At 62.8% G+C, this 22064-nt stretch carries 23 protein-coding genes and 1 tRNA gene; 8 read left to right on the top strand and 16 right to left on the bottom strand.

Annotated features, from left to right (window positions below; all coding sequences use genetic code 11):
• The 6 genes from BLU15_RS14610 to BLU15_RS14585 form a co-directional block, all read right to left on the bottom strand.
• Positions 1-744 carry a CpaD family pilus assembly protein gene (locus tag BLU15_RS14610; protein ID WP_371589945.1) on the bottom strand — a complete coding sequence of 248 codons (744 nt, stop codon included), beginning with the start codon at positions 742-744 and terminating at the stop codon, positions 1-3.
• Between the two features lie 8 nt (positions 745-752).
• Positions 753-2330 carry a type II and III secretion system protein family protein gene (locus tag BLU15_RS14605; RefSeq protein ID WP_060609563.1) on the bottom strand — a complete coding sequence of 526 codons (1578 nt, stop codon included), beginning with the start codon at positions 2328-2330 and terminating at the stop codon, positions 753-755.
• On the bottom strand, positions 2327-3136 hold the full coding sequence (gene cpaB, locus BLU15_RS14600) for a Flp pilus assembly protein CpaB (RefSeq protein ID WP_034805067.1): 810 nt from the start codon (positions 3134-3136) through the stop codon (positions 2327-2329). Before cpaB ends, BLU15_RS14605 begins: the two co-directional genes overlap by 4 nt.
• Positions 3137-3257: 121 nt before the next feature.
• Positions 3258-3770, bottom strand: a complete 513-nt coding sequence (locus BLU15_RS14595; protein ID WP_090296116.1) for an A24 family peptidase — start codon at positions 3768-3770, stop codon at positions 3258-3260.
• 123 nt (positions 3771-3893) lie between these two features.
• Entirely contained in the window at positions 3894-4079 is a 186-nt protein-coding gene (locus tag BLU15_RS14590; protein WP_060580518.1) for a Flp family type IVb pilin, read from the bottom strand.
• A 33-nt stretch (positions 4080-4112) separates the two neighbouring features.
• Positions 4113-4301 carry a Flp family type IVb pilin gene (locus BLU15_RS14585; protein ID WP_090296113.1) on the bottom strand — a complete coding sequence of 63 codons (189 nt, stop codon included), beginning with the start codon at positions 4299-4301 and terminating at the stop codon, positions 4113-4115.
• A gap of 257 nt (positions 4302-4558) precedes the next feature.
• Between BLU15_RS14585 and BLU15_RS14580 the strand changes: the two genes are divergently transcribed.
• The 7 genes from BLU15_RS14580 (at position 4559) to BLU15_RS14550 (ending at position 10040) form a co-directional block, all read left to right on the top strand.
• Complete coding sequence (locus BLU15_RS14580; RefSeq protein ID WP_090296111.1) at positions 4559-4972, top strand: pilus assembly protein N-terminal domain-containing protein; 414 nt, start codon at positions 4559-4561, stop codon at positions 4970-4972.
• A 116-nt stretch (positions 4973-5088) separates the two neighbouring features.
• Positions 5089-5712: a TadE/TadG family type IV pilus assembly protein gene (locus BLU15_RS14575; protein ID WP_090296109.1), complete on the top strand. Its 624-nt coding sequence runs from the start codon at positions 5089-5091 to the stop codon at positions 5710-5712.
• A 10-nt stretch (positions 5713-5722) separates the two neighbouring features.
• Entirely contained in the window at positions 5723-6310 is a 588-nt protein-coding gene (locus BLU15_RS14570) for a TadE/TadG family type IV pilus assembly protein (protein WP_090296106.1), read from the top strand.
• A gap of 141 nt (positions 6311-6451) precedes the next feature.
• Positions 6452-7672, top strand: coding sequence for a phosphopentomutase (locus BLU15_RS14565; protein ID WP_090296104.1), 1221 nt, complete (start codon positions 6452-6454; stop codon positions 7670-7672).
• Positions 7669-8637: an adenosine deaminase gene (locus tag BLU15_RS14560; RefSeq protein ID WP_090296100.1), complete on the top strand. Its 969-nt coding sequence runs from the start codon at positions 7669-7671 to the stop codon at positions 8635-8637. Before BLU15_RS14565 ends, BLU15_RS14560 begins: the two co-directional genes overlap by 4 nt.
• Before the next feature lie 117 nt (positions 8638-8754).
• Positions 8755-9384, top strand: coding sequence for a uracil phosphoribosyltransferase (gene upp / locus BLU15_RS14555; RefSeq protein WP_034805105.1), 630 nt, complete (start codon positions 8755-8757; stop codon positions 9382-9384).
• Between the two features lie 128 nt (positions 9385-9512).
• Positions 9513-10040, top strand: a complete 528-nt coding sequence (locus BLU15_RS14550; protein WP_089043333.1) for a TIGR02281 family clan AA aspartic protease — start codon at positions 9513-9515, stop codon at positions 10038-10040.
• Here the strand turns inward: BLU15_RS14550 and deoA are convergent.
• From deoA to BLU15_RS14505, 9 genes are all read right to left on the bottom strand, one after another.
• Positions 10033-11349 carry a thymidine phosphorylase gene (gene deoA / locus BLU15_RS14545; protein ID WP_090296387.1) on the bottom strand — a complete coding sequence of 439 codons (1317 nt, stop codon included), beginning with the start codon at positions 11347-11349 and terminating at the stop codon, positions 10033-10035. The genes BLU15_RS14550 and deoA overlap by 8 nt on opposite strands.
• Positions 11346-12152 carry a purine-nucleoside phosphorylase gene (locus BLU15_RS14540; RefSeq protein WP_060580511.1) on the bottom strand — a complete coding sequence of 269 codons (807 nt, stop codon included), beginning with the start codon at positions 12150-12152 and terminating at the stop codon, positions 11346-11348. Before BLU15_RS14540 ends, deoA begins: the two co-directional genes overlap by 4 nt.
• Positions 12149-12541 carry a cytidine deaminase gene (locus tag BLU15_RS14535; protein ID WP_034805117.1) on the bottom strand — a complete coding sequence of 131 codons (393 nt, stop codon included), beginning with the start codon at positions 12539-12541 and terminating at the stop codon, positions 12149-12151. The genes BLU15_RS14540 and BLU15_RS14535 overlap by 4 nt, the downstream gene beginning before the upstream one ends.
• A gap of 4 nt (positions 12542-12545) precedes the next feature.
• Positions 12546-13517 carry an ABC transporter permease gene (locus BLU15_RS14530; protein WP_043622808.1) on the bottom strand — a complete coding sequence of 324 codons (972 nt, stop codon included), beginning with the start codon at positions 13515-13517 and terminating at the stop codon, positions 12546-12548.
• A gap of 4 nt (positions 13518-13521) precedes the next feature.
• Positions 13522-14655 (bottom strand): ABC transporter permease, encoded by a 1134-nt coding sequence (locus BLU15_RS14525; protein ID WP_060519393.1) that lies wholly within the window; start codon positions 14653-14655, stop codon positions 13522-13524.
• Positions 14652-16187 carry an ABC transporter ATP-binding protein gene (locus BLU15_RS14520; protein WP_034805126.1) on the bottom strand — a complete coding sequence of 512 codons (1536 nt, stop codon included), beginning with the start codon at positions 16185-16187 and terminating at the stop codon, positions 14652-14654. Before BLU15_RS14520 ends, BLU15_RS14525 begins: the two co-directional genes overlap by 4 nt.
• 248 nt (positions 16188-16435) lie before the next feature.
• Positions 16436-18748, bottom strand: a complete 2313-nt coding sequence (locus BLU15_RS14515; protein ID WP_090296098.1) for a heavy metal translocating P-type ATPase — start codon at positions 18746-18748, stop codon at positions 16436-16438.
• 95 nt (positions 18749-18843) lie between these two features.
• Positions 18844-20256 (bottom strand): coniferyl aldehyde dehydrogenase, encoded by a 1413-nt coding sequence (locus BLU15_RS14510; protein ID WP_371589956.1) that lies wholly within the window; start codon positions 20254-20256, stop codon positions 18844-18846.
• Entirely contained in the window at positions 20246-20953 is a 708-nt protein-coding gene (locus tag BLU15_RS14505; RefSeq protein WP_090296093.1) for a lysoplasmalogenase, read from the bottom strand. The genes BLU15_RS14510 and BLU15_RS14505 overlap by 11 nt, the downstream gene beginning before the upstream one ends.
• 211 nt (positions 20954-21164) lie before the next feature.
• Between BLU15_RS14505 and BLU15_RS14500 the strand changes: the two genes are divergently transcribed.
• Complete coding sequence (locus tag BLU15_RS14500) at positions 21165-21896, top strand: alpha/beta fold hydrolase (RefSeq protein WP_162731793.1); 732 nt, start codon at positions 21165-21167, stop codon at positions 21894-21896.
• A gap of 91 nt (positions 21897-21987) precedes the next feature.
• On the opposite strand, the gene BLU15_RS14495 is transcribed toward BLU15_RS14500, so the two are convergent.
• Positions 21988-22064 (bottom strand) — tRNA-Met (locus BLU15_RS14495).

The following is a 22064-nucleotide window of genomic DNA, read 5'->3' as shown; positions in this document are numbered from 1 at the left end:
TCAGTTGAAGGTGATGACCGTGCCGTCCTTCTTCTCGGTTCCACGCCAATCCGTGATCACCTGGCCGCGCTGCTCGGCGTCGATCGGCGACATCTGACGCGGACCGAGGAGGTCCGTCGGGTTGGCAAGCTGGGCCGCCAGGTTCGATTGCGAGGCGCAACCGAAGTTGTAGTAGTTCTTGTTTTCCATGGTGTTGAGGTTCATGTCTTCCGGCCAGGTGCCGCAAGGTCCCGTCTGCGCCGTGATCGCCACATAGCTCAGACGGATAGGGGCCGCGTCGCCATAGGGTCCGGCGTCGTAGCTCGTCTCCAGCAACCTCTTGGCCGGTACGCCGGCATTCACCAGCACGCCGCGGATTTCCCGGCGCATCGCCTGGGCGGCGTGGCTGTTGGCAGCGCCCCGCGGCATCATGATCTGCACGACGCCGCTTGCCGAGTTGCGATAGTCGGCCGCAAAACCGGCGATGACATCGCGCGTGCCCTGAGTAAGACGGCGATCGCCCGAGGCGATCGGGATATCGATGACGCGTTCCCCTTCGGCGAGCACAATCGGATGCCGGGTGCGGTAGTCGTCGGGGATGGAGCCGGTCGCCAGATTGTCCCTCGTGCCGCAACCGGCAAGCAGGGCACCGGCCAGCACCAGGACGGCTGCCCGGCTCGTGCGACGGATGAATGTTCCGGACGGACCTGAGGACATGGCGTTCGGCCTTTTGGAATTCACGTGGAAATCGGTTCGAAGCGTCATGACCCAGCCTATTTGTAGATGAAGCCAACGTTGCCGTGGTAACGGCCTGCCGGAGCGGTCGCTTCCGGCCGTCCGTAAATGCGGTTCACGCGGCCGAGGAAGTAACTGTCGAGATCGTTGGCCGGATTGAAGTTGTCGTCAGGCCGGGAGATCGCGCTTCTGGCAACCGGACGGACCAGATAGGGCGTGGCGATGATGACCAGTTCGGTCTCGTTGCGCACGAAGTCCTTGCTGCGGAACAGCGTGCCGAGGACCGGGATCTTCGAAGCGCCCGGCAGGCCAGACATCGCCTGGCGAATGTTGTCCTGAACCAGGCCGGCGATCACGATCGAACCACCGGACGGCAGTTCGACGCTGGTCGATGCCTCACGCTTGCGGATGCCGAGGAAGGTGTTGCCGGGGATCGCGTTCTTGCCGTTGCCGGTGACGACGGATCCCTCGTAGGTAGGCTCGGAGACATTCGTCTCGATCTTCAGGCTGATGCGCCCGGGGCCGAGGACGACCGGCTTGAAGTTCAGGCGGATACCGTATTCGACATCGTTGACTTCGCGTGTAACCTTTTCCTCGCCGGTCTTGTCATCAGTCGTGACTTCCTGGGTTCCGGGCAGGCGAAACTCGCCGCCGACGTAGAATTTGGCTTCTTGGCCCGAAATCGCCGTCAGGCTTGGCTCAGCCAGCGTCCGCATGACGCCGGCCTGCTCCATCGCGTTGATGTAGCTGGAGATCACCGTGCCGCCGACCGTCTTGTTGATGATCGCGTTCACGCCGACGCCGACCGCATCGCCGAGGTTGGCCGGGTTTCGGAAAGCAATCCCGCTTTCGCCGTCGCCAACACGGCCGTTGAAGCCGAGCTGTTTCAGCACCTGGCGGCTGACCTCGGCCACGGTGACCTTGAGATTGACCTGGTCGTCGCCATCGATGGTCAGGAGATTGACGATCTGCGACACCTGCCGGTCTTCGGCGAAAATATCGGCGTCACCATTGTTGCCCTGGGCCGTGATGTTGCGCGTGGTCGCCTCACCGCCCTGAAGGAAGGCCTTGGCAAGGTCGACGGCACGGGTGGAATCGAGCGGTGTGCGCACGGTGCCGGTCAGTACGATGTTGTCCGAGACGATCTCGACATTGATATCGGCGTCGGGAATGAAGCGGCGCAGGTTGGACTGAAGGCTGGAGACATCGCGCTCGACCTCGATGTCGAGGGAGACGATCTCCTCGCCATTGGGACCGAAGACGAAGATGTTGGTCTGGCCGACCGACTTGCCGAAGAGGTAGATGCGCCGCGACGTACGGGTCACGGCGTCGGCGAGAGACGGGTCGGCAACGAGGATATCATGCGCGTCTGCAGGCAAATCGACGACTACGGCCTTGTTCAAACCGAGGCTGACCTTCTTCTTCACGCCGGGGCCGCTTTCGACGATGCGGACGACCGAGGACGCGCCGGCAAAAGCTTCCGTCGGCGCCGGCAGATACATGCCGGTAACCGCCAGGCAGAATGATAGGCCGGCTGCGACAGACGCCCGAAATTTGTTTCCGCTCCGTTTCACCTTATGCCCCGTTCTCACCTGGTTCCTGCTCGTGTCTGTCATTGCTGCGTCTGGCCGACCGTTCCATCGCCCTTGACGATGGAGCCGGACTTGATGACCTGAATGTTCGGTTGGCCGTCACCGCTCAGCAGATAGTCCGCGGCGTCCGTGTCAGACTCCTGCGCATCGGCGACGCTTCGGAGCGCCAGCGAAATACGTTCCGCCATCTGCTGCGCAACCGTCATCACCTTCGACTGGTCGGGCGTAAGTTCCAGCGTGGCCGTGGTTCCAACCACCGCCTTGGTGCCGTCATCCTTTTCCTCGACCTGCTGGTCGATCGCGAGCACACGCACATTGCTGAGCACGGTTTCGGTCAGGTAGAGTTCGCCGTCACCCTTGCGCACCATGATCACGTCGACGCGGTCGTTCGGCAGGATGAAGCCACCGGCACCGGTTGCGACCGTGATTTCGGTCGCAACGGCGCGCTTGCCCGCCGGCAGCAGCGACGACATGATGCGGCTGGACGAATCTGCCACCTTTTCGTGGCGCACGGGTTCGCCGTTGAAGATCGGCAGACGCACGACCGCGCCGCTCAGATCATCGATCGCGGTCGGCTGATTTTCTTCGGTAATGATGCCATCGACCACACCGTCCTTCGGCCAAGCCATCCATTGGATGCTGTCGCCGCCCAGTCGCGATCCGACGGGCAGGCTCTTGCTGGCGACAAGCACGTTGACGGTGGGGGCACGCTCGACGACCGGTTCAGCCATCTGCGGCGCAGGCGCGCCCGTCAGCCTCATCGCCAAAAGACCGGCCATCGCAGCCGAGAGAACGGCCACTGCCAGTATGATGATGCGAACCGGTTTCATGATTGTTTCCGAGCCCCGAAAAAATGCCAGGCTCAGATTGATCAGGAATTGGTGTAATTATGGTTAACGGATTACTTATGAGCGCAGTTAACGAAAGCTGACCAGTCGGCCCAAAGGTCTCTCAAGTCAGCCGCGCGAAGGCCGCCTCCATAAGCGGCGACGAGGGATAGGCGGCAAAGCCCCCAAGCGCGATCGCGATCCCGTAAGGAATTTTCTTGGCCGTGAGCAAAAGCTGCGGGAAAGGAATGCCGCTCGCAAGGATCGTATCCTCCTGCTGGCGCAACAAAAGCACCGCGAGCGTCAGCACGCCGCCGAAGATCGAGACATAGAGCAGGAAGGCCGTCAACGACGACGTCAGGCCGAACCAGATGGCGCAGGCCGTCAGGAGCTTCGCGTCCCCGCCGCCCATCACGTTCGTCGCAAACAGGGCAAAACATGCGGCAAAGACTGCGGCGGCCGCGAGCACATGCAGGCCGATCTCGGCGAACCCCAAGCCGGACATTGGCGCCACCAGGAAAAAGGCACCAAGCAGGATCACCGAAACACGGTTCGGGATCGTCATCGTCAGCAGGTCGGAAAACGCCGCAAATCCCAGGCAAAAGGGAAAGACTACGAAAATGGCGGCTTCAGTCATATTCACGGCCTCCCGAAATCAGATGCACGCGATCTGAGATCCGATCGCAGGATCCATAGATACCGATGGAGCCGCCCTTTTCGGGGGCGGCTCCATCGTCGATCCGCTACGAAAGCTGGATCGTCACAGTTTTCCGGCCGTGCTCGTCGAAACCGTCGTTTCGACCCCGCTGAACGTGGCGTTAATCGCATTGCCGAGCGAACTTGCACCGACAATGAGCGCCACCGAGACGAGGGCGGCAATCATGCCGTATTCGATCGCGGTCGCTCCGGACTCATCCCGCAGCAAGCGGCAGAAAATCGACTTCATCGAAATCCCCTCCGTTCGAGGCGGTCAGCCCGATTACTTGGCTGCGGCGGTCGCAGCATTCGACATCTTGGTGCCGAGGCTGCTGAAGACGGAATTCAGCTGGTTGCCGAGGGTCGTTGCACCTGCGATCAGGGCAACGGAGATGAGCGCGGCAATGAGGCCATACTCGATGGCGGTCGCGCCGGACTCGTCCTTCATCAGACGGGCAAAAATCTTCTTCATGATGATTCTCCTACTTCACGTTTGTTGTTCAGCACTTCCGCCAACTGTTGCCGTTGATCGGATGAACCCCAAACTAGTCCTGGCGCATTGCCATCAACTTAAAGAAGGCGGTTACCTGAAGGTTAACGAAGCATCCCTGATTTTTGGGTAAACGAACAGAAAACGGCAAAGCCTCCGCAAAGCCTCGATAGCGTCGACTTAACGGTTCGTTCACCAAGACCAGTGAGTATGGCATGAACACCACCTAGGGACCCGCCATGACCACGCCATTCGCGACCGGCCGAGCCGCCATTTTCGCATTCGCGATCGCCGCCCTCGCCCCATCGGTTGCCGCTGCGGCCGAAAGCGACTTGATGCGTGTGTATATGGATCATGCGCGCGTATTGAAGCTCGACCGCCCGGTCAGCAAGGTCATCATTGGCAATGCCGAGGTGGCGGACGCGACGGTTGCGGATGCCCGTACGATCGTCATTACCGGCCGCAACTTCGGAACCACCAACTTGGTCATCCTCGATCAGGACGGAAACGCCATCGTCGACGAGCGGATCCTGGTGTCGATCGACGAAGGCAACACAGTGCGCGTCTATAAACAAACGTCCCGCACCGTGCTCTCCTGCACACCAAATTGCGAGCGTCACGCGGAACGCAAAACCACAGGTAGCACCAATTGATTTTTATGGGTTCGAAGCGCGTGATTCGTTAAAATACGCACCATCCCTGAGAACGAAATATCAATGGTTGCTCCATAATCTGCCGCCCGTCTGGCGTAACATGATGGGACGGCGCAATGAACATCGAGCAGGGCACAAGGCGGCCGAGTGCCGCCGAAAACGGGCGAAAAGGCATCTTCAGCCGCTTCCTTCGCAACCGCAAAGGCACGACGAGCATCGAGTTCGCCATCCTCGCGCTTCCCTTCTTCATGGTGATCTTCGCCTCACTCGAAACCTTCGCTGCCTTCTACGGCGACCAGCTCCTGGCGAATGCGACGGAGACGATGGCGCGCAAGGTCCGCACCGGTCAGATCACCTTCGAGCAGGGAAAACTGACCGATATGAACCAGGCTGAGTTCCGCCAGGCATTCTGCGACGAGATCTCCATCCTGATGAAGTGCTCGGCCACCGAAGCCGGCCAACCCTCGCAGTTCTATCTGGACGTCAGGGCGGTCAACGATCTCAGCAAGTTTCCCGTGCTGATCCCGCGGAAGGCCGATTCCACCGACATCGACACGGCCGACTTCAAGTTTGCTCCTGGCGGCCCCGGCTCCTTCAACGTGGTTCGCGCCTATTATCGCTGGAGCGTCTTCACGGACCTCGTCAGGCCGTTCATCACCAACCTGCGGCCCGCCGGCTCAAGCATGCCGAAGGACTATCTCATGGTGGCGACCGCCACCTTCCGCAACGAGAGCGAGTGAGGCGCCCCCGATGCCGTATTCCGCGTTAGAAATCCTGCGCCTCAAGCCAATCACCAAGGCCCTTGGTGCGCTGCGGCGCGACAGAAGCGGCGTCGGTGCGGTCGAATTCGCGATCGTCGCCCCGCTGCTGGTGATGGCCTATCTCGGCGCCTTCGAACTCTCGGTCGGTTTTACAGTTGCCGGCAAGACCGCGCGCGCCGCAAGCGCTACGGCCGACGTCGTCGCGCAGCAGACGGAAGTCAACAAGGCCTTCCTCGCCAACGTGCCGAACATCGCAAAGAGCATCCTGGCGCCCTACGGAAATGCCAACTACACGCTGAAGATCAGCGGCATCGCGGTCACGAACACCAATGAGGGCACGATCCTGTGGTCGCGCGATCAGGCAGGCGGCACACCCTATGCCGTCAATACCAAGGTCTCCCTGCCCGCCCAGTTCACAGCGACCAACTCCTTCGTCATTCGCACGGAACTGACCGTGCCGCACGAACTCCTGCTCTATGCGCCCAACCTTCAGGCGACGGCAAAGACCATCGATCTCTCCAAGACGGCCTACTTCCACGCACGCCTCTCCCAGCCGATAAAATGCTCGGATTGCTGATCAGACAGACATGCGACGCAATTGCATTGAGCAACGAGCGGCGCTATCCCTTCGAGATTGCGCGGGTGCCCTAGAGGGCGTGCCTGCGCTTTTCCGGAGGTTTCGGGCCGCGATCGCCGCGCGCCCGCTGTCAGGTGCATCATGGCGCGTGCCTTTCTATTCGTTCTCGATTCCTTTGGCATAGGCGGAGCGCCGGACGCCGAAGCCTTCGGCGATCTCGGTGCCAACACGCTTGGCCATATCGCCGAGTTCTGCGCTATCGGCGCTGCCGACCGGCCAGGTTTGCGCGAGGGCCCGCTCAGCCTGCCGAACATGTCCGCGCTTGGCCTGATCCACGCTGCAAAGCTTGCGACCGGCACCATTCCCCAGGGCATGCCGATGCCCAATCGTGTCTATGGCGCCTATGGCGCGGCGAGCGAAGTATCGCGCGGCAAGGACACGCCTTCCGGTCATTGGGAAATCGCCGGGACCCCCGTCATGTTCGACTGGGGCTACTTCTCCGCCGAAGGCGACGCCTTTCCGCCGGAGCTCGTCGAAGCGATCTGCCGCGAGGCCAACATTCCCGGCATTCTCGGCAACTGCCACGCCTCCGGCACCGACATCATCGTCCGCCACGGGGAGGAGCACATGCGCAGTGGCAAGCCGATCTGCTACACTTCGTCGGACTCGGTCTTCCAGATCGCAGCGCACGAGCAGAGTTTTGGCCTCGACCGCCTGCTCGAGCTTTGCCAGATCGTTCGCCGCCTGCTCGACGACTACAATATCGGCCGCGTCATCGCCCGCCCCTTCGTCGGCACGAGCCCGCAGACCTTTGTGCGCACCGGCAACCGGCGCGACTTTTCGGTGCTGCCGCCGGAGCCGACCATCCTCGACCGGCTGGTGGAGGCCGAGCGCTCGGTTCACGCTATCGGGAAGATCGGCGACATCTTCGCCCATCAGGGCGTGACCAAGCTGACCAAGGCCGATGGCAACATGGCGCTCTTCGATGCCAGCATTGAAGCCATCGACGAGGCCGAGGACGGAAGCCTGGTCTTCACCAACTTCGTCGATTTCGACATGCTCTACGGCCATCGTCGCGACGTTGCCGGCTATGCGGCTGCCCTCGAGGCCTTCGACGCGCGCCTGCCCGATCTCGACCGGCGCCTGCAGCCGGGCGACATCGTCATCCTGACGGCCGACCATGGCTGCGACCCGACCTGGCGCGGTACCGACCATACGCGCGAGCGCGTGCCGGTGCTGATGTTCGGGCCGTCCCTGCGCAGCCGCTCGCTTGGCATTGCCAATACCTTCACGCATATCGGCGAAACCGTCGCCAAGCATCTCGGCATCGCGCCGGGGCACCATGGGAGAAGCCTCATTTGACCGCACATCTGAAGAAGGCGGAACTGCATTGCCACATCGAGGGTGCGACGCCGCCCGAACTGGCTTTGGCCCAGGCCGAGAAATATGGCGTCGACACCAGCGCAATCATCCGCGACAAGGCCTATGTCTGGGAAGACTTCACCAGCTTCGTGAAATGCTACGACGCCATCGCCTCACTGTTTAAGACCGAGGAAGACTACGCGCTGCTCGCTGAAGCCTATCTGACCGAGCTTGCCGAAGCCGGCACGATCTATAGCGAAATCATCGTTTCGCCCGACCACGGCAACACGATCGGCCTGGGTGCCCACGCCTATCTCGAAGGTCTTGCCGCCGGAATGGAAGCCGCCCGGCAGAAGACTGGGATCGAATCGCGCATGCTGATCACGGGCATCCGCCATCTCGGCCCGGAATCGGTGATCAAGACGGCCGAATTCGCCGCCAGGCGCGAACACAAGCTCGTCACCGGCTTCAACCTTGCCGGCGAAGAGCGCATGCACAAGGTCGCCGACTTCGCGCGCGCCTTTGATATCGTGCGCGATGCCGGCCTCGGGCTGACGATCCATGCGGGCGAACTCTCGGGCGCCTTCAGCGTTCGCGACGCGCTCGACCACGTGCGCCCGTCGCGCATCAGCCACGGTGTGCGGGCGATCGAAGACGCGGATCTGGTGCGGCGCCTCGCCGATGAGGGTGTAGTGCTCGAGGTCTGCCCCGGTTCCAACATCTCGCTTCAGGTCTTCCCCGATTTCGCGTCGCATCCGCTGCGGGCCCTGCACGAGGCCGGCGTGCGCGTCACGCTCAATTCCGACGACCCACCGTTCTTCCACACTTCGCTCGCCCAGGAATACGACATCGCCTCCGCGGTGATGGGCTTCAGCGACGATGAGATCAACGGCATGACCAGGACCGCGATCGAAGCGGCCTTTGTCGACGAGGCGACGCGCCAGCGGTTGCTGACGCGGATCTAGGGGTACAGGTCGCGATTTGCCGGCTGGGGATGACGGTCTCCGGTCGGCCAATACCCTTGCGGCGACGGCGCATTCCATGGAAAAAGGACGGATACAAAAAATCCGGAAAGGTGAGCCATGAACGGCGTTACAGTGATCGATCATCCGCTTGTGCAGCACAAGCTGACCATCATGCGCAAGAAGGAGACCTCGACTGCGGGTTTCCGCCGGCTTCTCCGTGAGATCTCGACGCTGCTCTGCTACGAGGTGACGCGCGATCTCGAACTGACGATGGAGCGCATCGAAACGCCGCTGCAGGAAATCGACTCGCCGGTCCTCGAAGGCAAGAAGCTTGTCTTCGCCTCGATCCTGCGCGCCGGCAACGGGCTGCTGGAAGGTATGCTCGAACTCGTGCCTTCAGCCCGCGTCTCCCATATCGGCGTCTATCGCGACCATGAGACGCTGGAGGCGGTGGAATACTACTTCAAAGCACCGGAGAGCCTGTCAGAGCGCCTGATCATCGTCGTCGATCCGATGCTTGCCACCGGCAATTCCTCGATCGCGGCGATCGACAAGCTGAAGGAGCGCGGCGCCAAGAACATGCGCTTCCTCTGCCTGCTCGCCGCACCTGAAGGCATCCGCAATTTCCAGAGCGCGCACCCGGACGTACCGATCTTCACCGCCTCGATCGACAGCCACCTGAACGAACTCGGCTACATCATGCCCGGTCTGGGTGACGCCGGCGACCGCATGTACGGCACCAAGTGATTTTCAGATCCTTAACCAGGATCTGAAATCGATGAGAAAACCGCCGGATCCCGGCGGTTTTTTTATGTCGTCTTAGGCATCATCGGCTCTACTTGCACGAGCATAAGTTAGATTGAGAGGTGATGTCCATGCTCGTCCGTTTGCTGACATTGGCCGGCGCTGCGGCAGTCGCGGCCATCTTGGTCCCGAACCTTGCGACCAGGTTTCTGTCCCACGCAGACAACGGGAAGACCACACAGGAAGCTGCAGCCCCGCCGACGACCACCGCGAAATACGCGATGGGGCGCAGCGTCGTGCTCGACGCCGACGACAGAGGCCATTTCATTGGCACCTTCCGCATCAATGGACGAACCGAACGCGGACTGGTCGATACCGGCGCCAGTGCGATCATTATCAACTTTTCAACCGCAAGGCGGCTCGGGATTTCGGCGAGCACGCTCGACTTCGCCGCGGCACGTGTCAACACGGCCAATGGCATCGTCGGGGCAGCGCCGGCGGTCCTCAGCCGAATCGAGATCGGCGGCATATCGGTGCGCGACGTTCAGGCGCTGGTGCTTCCGGACAAGGCGCTCTCGGGGACTCTGATCGGCATGACCTTCCTGAACCGGCTGTCCTCTTTCCGTGTCGAGGACGGCGACCTGCATCTGGTCAGGTGATTTTCGCGAGGATCGGGGACCTCGTCTCCGGCTCGACCTCATCGATCGTGTAGAGTGCCAAAAGGCGTCGCCGGGCCGCTTCCGCCGCCTCCTGGTCTGCCGCGTGAACGAAGGCGATCAGATCGCCCTTCTCGACCCGCGTGCCAAGCGGCTTCAGCGCGTCGAAACCCACGCGGTGATCGATCCTGTCGTCTGGATGCGAACGCCCGCCGCCGAGCGCGATGACGGCCAAGCCCAGTTCCCGCGTCTCGCAGGCGGCGAGATAGCCGGACTGCGAGGCTTCGACCGGCAGAATGACCGGCGCACGTCCGAGATAGGCGACCGAGCGCTCGATGAAATCCGCCGGGCCACCCAGCGCATGTACCATCTTCCCGAACCGTTCCAGCGCCGCTCCGCTGCCAAGCACTTTGCGCGCCTGGGCTTCACCCTGTTCGGCATCGCCGGCAACGCCGCCGGCCACCAACATTGCGGCGGCAAAGGCGAGCACGACGGTTTCAAGCCGCGTTCCCTTCTTCTCGCCTCGAAGGAAAGCCAGGCAATTGTCGATCTCCAGTGCATTGCCGGCCGCGTCTGCCAGGGGCTCGTTCATGTCGGTCAGGAGTGCGGAGGTGCGAACGCCGGCGCCATTGGCAACGTCGACCAACGAGCGCGCCAGGATCTCGGCCTCACGCGCATCGCTCATGAAGGAGCCGTTGCCGAGCTTGACGTCCAGCACCAGCGACTGAAGGCCGGCCGCGAGCTTCTTCGACAGAATCGAGGCCGTGATCAGCGGTACCGAATCGACGGTCGCAGTGACATCGCGGATCGCATAGAGGCGCTTGTCGGCAGGCGCGAGATTAGCGGTCTGGCCGATGATGGCGCAACCGATCTCGTCGACCGTCCTGCGGAAGACACTCGCCGACGGCTGGATATCATAGCCGGGTATGGATTCGAGCTTGTCGAGCGTGCCGCCGGTGTGCCCGAGCCCGCGCCCTGATATCATCGGCACGGCGAGCCCGCAGGCGGCAACGATCGGCGCCAGCATCAGCGAGACGTTGTCGCCGACACCGCCGGTCGAATGTTTGTCGGCTATGGGTCGTCTGATGGTGCTCCAGTCGAGTGTTTCGCCACTATCGCGCATCGCCAATGTCAGAGCGACGGTCTCCTCGCGGCTCATGCCGGAGAACCAGATCGCCATGGCGAAGGCGGCGACCTGCCCTTCGGAGATCGAACCATCCGACAGGCCGCGAACGAAATCCGCGATCTCGGCCGGGGCGAGGTGCTCGCCGTTGCGTTTGCGCCTGATGGTTTCCTGCGGAAGCATCGTCACCCGCACACCGCGTCGGCCGCGATCATGTCGGCGAGGATCGCGGCAAGCCGCTTGCCGCCGATCGGCGCCATGTCCTTCGTCTCGTGATGGCTGATCTCGCCACCGGTCATGCCGGCGCCGAAATTGGTGATCACAGAGGCGGCAACGACGCGGAGGCCGAAGAAGCGCGCGAGGATGACTTCCGGAACCGTGGACATGCCGACCGCATCGGCGCCAAGGATGCGCGCCATGCGGATCTCCGCCGGCGTTTCGAAGCTCGGTCCGGAGAACCACATGTAGACGCCGGCGAGAAGCGGAATGCCGAGGCGCTCGGCGCTCTCCTGCATTCTTTCCGCAAGCTCGGCATCATAGGCATTGGTCATGCCGACGAAGCGATCGTCGCTGTCGACGCCGATCAGCGGGTTGAAGCCCGAATAGTTGATGTGGTCGGATATCCGCATCACCGATCCCGGCGGCAGATCGTCCCGCAGCGATCCGGCGGAATTGGTCAGCACCAGGCATTCGATGCCGAGCGCCCTAAGGGTTTCGAGCGGGACGCGCATCGCATTGGCGTCGCCCTGCTCGTAGTAGTGGACACGACCAGACAGCATGACAACAGGCACGCCCGAGAGCGTTCCGGCCACAAGTTCGCCGGCATGGCCGGAGACGCTGCTGACCGGGAACCCGGGGATCTCGGCGTAGGAGAGGCGCAACGTCTCGTCCAAAGCCTCGACCAGAGAACCGAGGCCAGAGCCGAGCACGATGCCATAGCGTGGAGAGAGGCCCCCGAGCCTGGCCTTCAACAGTTCAGCGGCCGCGGTCATCCGAGAATCTCGGTCTCGAAGCTGTGCGGCAGCAGGTCCGACAGTGCCAGGGTCTTTTTCACGCCGGTCTCGTCGCACAGGAAGATGCGCGTGCTGGCGCCGGAGAACTCCGCCAGCCGCTGGCGGCAGCCGCCGCAGGGCGGGCAGAGCGCCAGCTTCTCGGCAATGACGGCGACTTCCATGATCTTGCGCTGGCCGGCCATGACCATATGGCTGATCGCGGTGGTTTCGGCGCACCAGCCCTCGGGGAAGGACAGGTTCTCGATGTTGGCGCCGGTATAGATCTTGCCGTCCTCGGCGCGGATCGCCGCGCCGACCGGAAACTTCGAGTAGGGCGCATGCGCCTTGGCCATTGCGTCACGCGCGGCTTCGAACAGTTCCTTTTCCATGGTTCTAGCGCTCCTTGACATAGGGGACGCCGCCGGCCTTCGGCGGAATGGCCTTGCCGATGAAACCGGCAAGCAGGATTACGGTGAGGATATAGGGCAGCGCCTGCATCAACTGCACCGGCACCTGGCCGATCAGCGGCAGCGGATTGCCCTGCAGGCGGATGGCGAGCGCATCGAGGAAGCCGAAAAGCAGGCAGGCGAGCATGATATTGAATGGCCGCCACTTGGCGAAGATCAACGCTGCCAGCGCGATATAACCCTTACCGGCGGTCATGCCCTTGACGAAGCCGGCGGTCATGGCCAGCGACAGATAGGCACCGGCAAAGCCGCAGAGAATGCCGCAGCAGATGACGGCGCGATAGCGCATCCAGATCACCGAAATACCGGCTGTGTCGACCGCGCCCGGGTTCTCGCCGACCGCGCGCAGACGCAGCCCGAAGCGGGTGCGGTAGAGGATCCACCAGCTGATCGGCACCATGGCAAAGGCGACATAGGTCAGGATGAAATGCCCGGAAAGCAGGTCCGAATAGATCGGACCGAGGATCGGGATTTCGCGGATGCTGTCGGCATAGGGGAAGGTGATCGTCTGGAAGCGTGCGCCTTCGCCGAGTGCCGGCGTGCGGCCGCCCTGGCGGAACCAGGCCTCGCCAAGGATGACGGTCGAGCCGGCGACGATGAAGTTGATCGCGACACCCGAGACGATCTGGTTGCCGCGCTGGGTGATCGACGCATAGCCGTGCACCAGCGACAGCGCGATCGAGATCAGGATGGCAGCAAGCAGCCCCATCCAGACCGACTGGGTGACGGCCGCAACAGCGCCGGCGGCGAAGGCAGCACCAAGCATCTTGCCTTCAAGGCCGATGTCGAAGATGCCGGCGCGCTCGGTGAAGAGCCCTGCCAGCGCCGCGAAGATCAGCGGAACGGATACGCGGATGGTGGACTCGAGGAGCACCACGATGACGTGGAAGAAATCCATGGCCTCAAGCTCCCTTGGTCTGTGCCACGACGGCCGCACGGCGGCTCTGCGTCGCAAACAGCCGGGCGATCGCCGGCCTGAACATGTTTTCGAGTGCACCGGCAAAGAGAATGACGAGACCCTGGATGATCACGATCATGTCGCGCGAGATCGACGGCATTTCGAAGGAGATTTCGGCTCCGCCCTGGTAAAGCATGCCGAAGAGAATGGCGGCCGGGATGATGCCGGCCGGATGCGAGCGGCCCATCAGCGCCACGGCGATGCCGACGAAGCCTGCGCCCTGCACGAAGTCGAGCTGCATGCGCCCCTGCTCGCCCATGATCGGATTGAGCGCCATCATGCCGGCAAGCGCACCGGATATCATCATGGTGATGACGGTGATGCGGCTTTCGCTCATGCCGGCGTAGCGCGCGGCCGAAGGGCTGTGGCCCATGGTGCGCATTTCATAGCCGAGCTTGGTGCGCCAGATCAGAAGCCAGACGCAGAAGGCCGCGACCAGCGCCAGCAGGAACGAGACGTTGAACGGCGCCGTGCCGATATCCAGCCCGAAGATCGCGAGCAGCCAATCGAGCTTGGGCAGTTGCCCGCCTTCGGCGAAGGTGCGCGTCTGCGGCGACATCGAGCCGAGCGGCTTCAGCACCCGAGTCAACAGGTAGACCATCAGGCTCGAGGCGATGAAGTTGAACATGATCGTCGTGATGACGATGTGGCTGCCGCGCTTGGCCTGCAGCCAGCCGGGCAGGAAGGCCCAGGCGGCGCCGAAGAAGGCGGACCCGAGGATCGCCAGCGGGAACACCACGAACCACGGCATCGTCTGGTCGAGCCAGAGGCAGGCAAGCGCCACGCCGATACCGCCGACATAGGCCTGGCCTTCGCCGCCGATGTTAAAGAGGCCGGCATGGAAGGCGACTGCGACGGCAAGACCGGTGAAGATGAAGGTGGTGGCGTAGTACAGCGTGAAGCCGAGATATTCGCCGCGGCCGAAGGCGCCGTTGATCAGGTGATAGGCCGCTTCCAACGGATTTTCACCGACGAGCAACACGACGAGACCGGCGACGAGGAAGGCAACAGCGAGGTTGACCAGCGGGACGAGGCCGTATTCGACCCAGCCCGGAAGCTTAGCATAGGGGGTGCTCATTCTGCGGCCTCCTTGCGGCCTTCAACGCCGGCCATCAGCAGGCCGAGTTCGCCCTCGGTCGCATCCGGATCGCGCTCGCCGACGACACGGCCGGCAAACATGACGAGGATACGGTCCGACAGGGCGCGGATTTCATCGAGCTCGACGGAGACCAACAGGACAGCCATGCCCTGGTCGCGCATCTCGATGATCCGTCTATGGATGAACTCGATGGCGCCGACATCGACGCCGCGCGTCGGCTGGCCGATGATCAGCACATCGGGCCCGCGCTCCATTTCACGCGCCAGCACGATCTTCTGCTGGTTGCCGCCGGAGAAATTGGCGGTCTTCAGCCGCGGATTCGGCGGGCGGATATCGTATTCAGCGATGCGCTGCTCTGCGTCCTTGCGGATCGCATCGACGTTCAGGAAGACGCCGTTGAGGTAACGCTTGTCGTGATGATAGCCGAGGATCGCGTTTTCGCATTCCTCGAACTTCAGCACGAGACCGACATGGTGGCGGTCTTCCGGCACGTGGGCGAGACCACGATTGCGCAGTTCGGAGGGGTCGGCGCGGCCGGTAACGTCGATCGGCTTGCCGTTGAGAAGCACGGAGCCCGACACGGCGCGACGAATGCCCGAAATCGCTTCGAGCAGCTCGGATTGGCCGTTGCCGGCAACACCAGCGATGCCGACGATCTCGCCCGCCCTCAGGTTGAAGGAGACGTTGTCGACCATGGTGACGCCGCGGCCGTCCTTGACCGTCAGCCCCTCGACCGCGAGCTTCACCTCGCCGGGCTTGGCCTCGCCCTTTTCGACACGCAGCAAGACGCGACGCCCGACCATGAGTTCGGCAAGCTCTTCGACCGAGGTTTCAGCCGTCGTGCGCGTTGCTACCATCTCGCCGCGGCGCATGACCGACACCTCGTCGGTGATCGCCATGATCTCGCGCAGCTTGTGGGTGATGAGGATGACGGTCTTGCCCTGGTTCTTCAGCTGTTCGAGCACCCGGAAGAGATGGTCGGCCTCAGCCGGCGTCAAGACGCCGGTCGGCTCGTCGAGGATCAGGATATCGGCCCGGCGATAAAGTGCTTTCAGGATCTCGACGCGCTGCTGCAGGCCAACGGGCAGTTCCTCGATGACGGCATCCGGATCGACTTCCAGCGCGTATTCGCGCTCCAGCCGCTTCAGCTCGACGCGCGCCTTGGCAATACCTTTGTTGAGGATCTGGCTGTCCTCGGCGCCGAGCATGATGTTTTCGAGCACCGTGAAGTTCTCGACCAGCATGAAATGCTGGTGGACCATGCCGATGCCGGCGGCGATCGCCGCATTCGGATCGCGGATCGCTACGGGTTTTCCGTCGACGAGGATTTCACCGCTATCGGCCTGATAGAAGCCGTAGAGGATCGACATCAGGGTCGATTTTCCCGCACCGTTTTCGCCGATGATGCCGTGGATCGTCCCTTTGCGGACTTTTAGATTGATGTTCTTGTTGGCGTGGACCGGACCGAAACTCTTGTCGATCCCACGCAGTTCGATGGCAATATTGTCCATATTGGCCTTGCGATCCCCAAACTGGCCCGCTTCGGCATTCTTCCCAGAAACCGTGCCGGCGATTTTTTTACCATTTGGTCTAAGTTTATCATCGATTTTTCGGGGCGAAAGCCCTCAACCGTGATCTCCTTATACTCTCATCAGATCGCTGGTGAGAGTCCAGCGTGAATATACACAGGCACTTGGACGCGAAAAACCGGCGACAACGGGTGCCGCCGGTCCTTCATCTTGGGATTATTTGGTGGTTCTCAGACGGCTCGCACGGGCCGAAGCAGCCTGAGGGCATTCATCGTGACGAGAACGGTCGCACCGGTGTCGGCGAGGATCGCCGGCCAAAGGCCGGTAACGCCGATGATCGTCGTCACCAGGAAGACCGCCTTCAGGCCAAGCGCAATCGTGATGTTCTGAACGATGTTGCGCATCGTCGATCGGGAGAGCCGGATCATCGCCGCGACGTCGCCGACACGGCCGTGCAACACCGCCGCGTCCGCCGTTTCCAGCGCCACATCGGTGCCGCCGCCCATGGCGATACCGATGTCGGCCGCGGCCAGCGCCGGCGCGTCGTTGATGCCGTCACCGATCTTGGCGACGTTGAAGCCTTCCGCCTTCAGTTCGCGCACGATACGTTGCTTGTCCTCGGGCAGGAGTTCCGCACGGACCTCCATGCCGAACTGGCGGCCGATCGCTTCGGCCGTGCGGCGGTTGTCGCCCGTCAGCATGACGACGCGGAGGCCGGCGTCCGTGAGCGCCTTCACACCCGCGGCCGCATCCGGCCGAGGCTCGTCACGCATGGCAATGGCACCGGCCATCACGCCACCGGCGACCAGCACAGAAACGGTTTTGCCCTCATCGTTGAGAGCGGCGACGCGCGCCTTTTCGTCGGCCGTCATCGGCGTCCGCTCGGCTGCGGCCTTCGGCGAACCGAAGAACAGCGCGATGCCTTCGACGGTGCCTTCCAGCCCCTTGCCGCCCACCGCATTCACAGTGGCGATATTGGGGATCGCAACGCCATCAGCCGTGCTGCGCTCCAGGATGGCCCGGGCAAGCGGGTGGCTCGATCCCTGCTCCAGTGCTGCGGCAAGACGCAGGACCTCCGCCTCCGACCGGCCGAAGCCGACGATATCCGTCACCTTCGGCTTGCCTTCGGTCAGCGTTCCGGTCTTGTCGAAGGCGGCGGCCGTGACCTTGCCGACATTCTCAAGCACAGCGCCGCCCTTCATCAGCAAACCGCGACGGGCGCCGGCCGAAAGGCTGGCGGCGATCGCTGCCGGTGTCGAGATGACCAGCGCGCAGGGGCAGCCGATCAGAAGGATGGCAAGACCCTTGTAGATCCACTCGTCCCAGGAGCCGCCGGAGAGAAGCGGCGGCAGCACCGCCACAAGCGCCGCGACGACGACGACACCCGGCGTATAGTAGCGCGAGAAGCGGTCGATAAAGCGCTCGGTCGGCGCCTTGCTTTCCTGGGCTTCCTCCACCATGCGGACGATGCGCGCAATGGTGTTGTCGGCAGCGGCGGCCGTGACCCGCACGCGCAGCGCGCCGGAGCCATTGACGGTGCCCGCAACCACAGTGTCATCGACTTCCTTGCGCACCGGCGTGCTCTCGCCGGTAACCGGCGCTTCGTCGACGGCACTTTCGCCGGAGAGAATGACTCCGTCAGCCGGAATGCGGTCGCCGGGGCGAACGAGAATGACGGCGCCCACGCTCAGCGTTTCGGCCGGAACCTCATCCAGCCGCCCATCGCGCTCGACGAAGGCGGATTTCGGAACGAGCGCCGTCAGCGACTGGATGCTGGCGCGCGCCTTGCCGGCGGCCACGCCCTCCAGCAGTTCACCGACCAGGAAGAGCAGGACGACCATTGCCGCCTCTTCCGTCGCGCCGATGAAGACCGCGCCGATCGCGGCGATCGTCATCAGCATCTCGATCGAAAACGGCGTGCCCATGGTCGCAGCGACAAAGGCGCGCCGCGCAATCGGCAACAGGCCGACGAGCATGGCGAGGGTAAAGATCCAGGGCTCGGTCGCCGGGATCGTCTTGCCGACCGCATAGGCGGCAATCAGCGCCAGGCCGCTGGCAATCGTCAGCTTGCCCTTGCCCGACTTCCACCAGGGGCCGCTCGTCGGGCCGTGGTCATGACCGTGAAGGCCCATCGCTGCCGCGGCTGTCTCGCCCTTCTGGCTGGCGTTACCCTCGTGATGATGGGCGTGCTCATCGTGTCGATTACCATGATCATGGTCATGGTCATGACTGTGATCGCCGTGATCGTGGTCGTGGTTATGGTCATGATCGTGTCCGGAGCAGACATGCGCCGCTTTCCGCTCCGACGCCTGGCCTGCCTGGATCGGATGCAAACGATAGCCGAGCTTTCCGACCCTGCTCACAATCGACGTCGCAAGATCGTTTTCGTCGGCAAACTTGACCGACATGGTGCCCGCCGACACAGAGACCGATACGTCCTCGACGCCCGACAGCCGGCGCACCGCCGTATCGATCTTGGACGCGCAGGACGCGCAATCCATGCCCTCGACGCGATAACGGGCTTCCCGAATAGTGCTCGCCATAACCTGCTCCTTGCAAATTCTGAAGCAAGGCTACGACCTCTAGCAACTAGAGCTACAAGGCCAAATTGCTGCGTGATTGCAGATTTTTTGGCGAATTATCGCGACAGGAAGCGGATGACCCAGTCGGCAATGCCCCGATAGGGCGGTTTCACCAGGTCGCTCGGCGCCGGATCGAGTTTCCTCAGCACCGGCATCGCCTTGGAGAAGGTCAGGAACCCGTCGCGCCCGTGATAGTGGCCTATGCCGCTGGCGCCGACGCCGCCGAAAGGCAGGTCGTTGCAGCCGAACTGGTAGAGCGTGTCGTTGACGCAGACCCCGCCGGCGACGATGCGTGACAGGACGGCCTCGATTTCAACGTTATCGCGACTGAAGCAATAAAGTGCCAACGGGCGGTCGCGATCGCGCACATAGGCGATGGCTTCGTCGATGGAAGCGTAACTGACGATGGGAAGGATGGGCCCAAAAATCTCCTCGCCCATGACGGCGCTGTCGTGGTCCGGATCAAGCACGAGCGTCGGCAGCAGGACGCGTTCCCGCGCTATCGCGTCTGCTGCCCCTTCGAGAAGGGAAACCACCGGATGACCGCGCGCCTCGGCATCCGCAATGAGCCGCTTCAGGCGCTCGTACTGGGCGTCGTTGATGATCGACGTGTAATCGTCGAGACCACGCTTCGACCGATAGCGCGCCACAGCCTCCCGTTTGAGCTGCTCCACGAAAGCATCCCGCCTGCTCTCATGGATCAGCACATAGTCGGGCGCGATACAGGTCTGCCCGGCGTTGAAGAACTTTCCGGTCGCGATGCGCGCAGCAGCCTTGGCGAGGTCTGCGGCTTCGCCGACGATCGCCGGCGATTTGCCGCCGAGCTCCAGCGTGACAGGTGTCAGGTTCTGCGCGGCCGCCGCCATCACCTTGCGGCCGACGGCGGTCGAGCCGGTGAAGAACAAGTGATCGAAGGGAAGGGCGGAGAAGGCTGCCGAAAGCTCGGCGGCCCCCAGGGCAACAGCCACCCGTGTCTCGGGAAAGACTTCGGCAAGCAGCGAGCGAAGGAATTCCGCGGTGCGCGGCGTGTGTTCGGACGGCTTCAGGTACACGTGGTTACCGGCCGCGATCGCCGCCACCAAGGGGGCAAGCGCCAGGTTGACCGGGTAGTTCCACGGCGAAATGATACCGACGACACCGAGCGGCACGAAGCGCACTTCGGCCTTCGCCGGCCATAGCTTCCAACCGGCCTTGCGTCGTTCCGGCCGAACCCAGTGTTTGAGCTTCGCCAGCGTGTGGTCGATCTCCGAGAGTACGACACCCCCTTCGCCAAGCAACGTCTCATGCCGGGCGCGATGACCAAAATCCTCTTCGATCGCCTCGCACATCTCCTCCATGCGGTCGCGCAGGCGGTCCCTGAGCCGGCTCAGGTCCGCACGGCGTTGTTCGACGGACGGCCGGTTGTCGCGCCAGGTCGTGCGTAGCCCGTCGAAAGTGGCATGGAGACCTGCGGGGTTGTCAGTGGCTATGGTCATCGGTCGAGCGGGCAAAGAACCATTGGGCTGCGTAGTAGGTGCCAAGCACCCAGAGCGCGTTGAAGGGGATCGCGAAGCGGAAGCGGCCATAGGCGAGTATGCTGTCACTGATCAGGAACAACAGGCCGCCATAGGCGGCGAGCCGTGCCGCCGTTGCCCGGGGCGTTCCCGAAAGCTGTCGGGCGCGGGAAATGGCCTGAGCCGCCATTGCTCCAAGCGCCAGGGCGTAGATGATGACGGGAATGCGCATTTCGTCAGGAAGTGAGATCCAGAGCCCACCGACAACGGCGAGCGCAACGAGGGCAAAGGCCGCGAAGATGCCTTTGCTTTCGGCAAACTTGGCATCACGGGTGAGTGCGTAAATATAGGTGCAATGGGTCAGCAGAAAGCAAACGAGGCCTGCCAGGAAATAATCACCCGGCAGCATAAGAAAGACATCGCCGGCCGCCGCGAAGACGAGACCGATAGCAACGGCCCAGGCATAGGCGCTGGGTGTTTCAGAGATCGTTCGCAACACCACGACGAGAAGCAGCAGCGTCGCCGTCGGCTTCGTCAGATAATGCAGCCAGCGCCAGGGAGAATCGTCGGGGGCGGCAAGCAGGCTGCCGAGGATCGCCAAAGCGGCGCAGACGAAAAAGAGCACGTGGACGGGCCGGCTTCGGTGAACGTCCAAGGTTCCCTGATAACTCATGTCGCGCCACTCCCGCCCTAAGGCCGCGTTTCGACTCTGTTCCGGTCACGGCGATAGTTTCTATTTTTGCGCGATTGTCCAGCGGGGGCGCGCGGGCATATCGAGCAACACTACACTCCTGACGGACTATTGCGGACATCGCTCCGCTGGTGAACCGTCCGAAGCGCGGCAGGATTGCCCTTTCGCCGGCGGCTGGCTCATAGTGCGTTCCATGATCGCCCATTCCGCCAACGGGCCACAGCCAAGATCGGCCCCCGAACTCTTGCTGCTGCACGCATTGCCGCTCGACAGTTCCATGTGGGCGGAGCAGATGCATCTGCTGCCAGGCGCAACCCATGCCCCGACCCTCTATTCTTCGGGAGAGACGATTGACGCATGGGCGCGGGCCGCACTCAAACCGCTGAAGGGCGACAATATCATCGTGGTCGGCTGTTCCGTCGGCGGATCATGCGCGCTCGAGGTCGCGACCATCGCACCGCAACGGGTCTCGGCGCTGGTGCTGATCGGCACGAAGGCCAGGCATCATCCCGAACCGACTTTCCATGCCTCTGCGCTCAGGCTGATTGACGAAGAAGGCCTGGAGGCTGCCTGGTACTCCTATTGGGCGCCGCTGTTTTCCCGCACCGCCAGCACGGCAACGGTCGACCGGGCGAAGGAAATGGCGTTACGATCCTCGGCGGCGGAGATAGCAAGGGGCGTTACCGTGTTTCATACGCGGCCGAGCCGGGATCACTGCCTCTCGACGTTTCCGGGGCCGATCACGATCGTGTCCGGAGCGGACGACGTCGCTCCGGGGCCTAGCGCGAGCGCCTTGCAGGCCGCAGCCGCGATCGATGGCCGTTTGCACGTCCTCCCGGCTTGCGGCCATTATGTCCCACTGGAGCGTGCGTTTGCGCTGAATGCCATCCTGGCGGACGTGATCAGATCTCAGGAAGTCGCCTAAATTGGACGCTTGCGGCTTAGCAGGGGAATGCTTTCGGCGGTTCAAACGTCAAAAAGCCCGCTGGATTTCTCCATGCGGGCTTTTTTTGATTTGGTTGCGGGGGCAGGATTTGAACCTGCGGCCTTCAGGTTATGAGCCTGACGAGCTACCGGGCTGCTCCACCCCGCG

It is taken from the genome of Ensifer sp. YR511, from assembly GCF_900103045.1.
Taxonomy (GTDB): Bacteria; Pseudomonadota; Alphaproteobacteria; order Rhizobiales; family Rhizobiaceae; genus Ensifer; species Ensifer adhaerens.
This window is presented reverse-complemented; position numbering and strand designations above follow the sequence as displayed.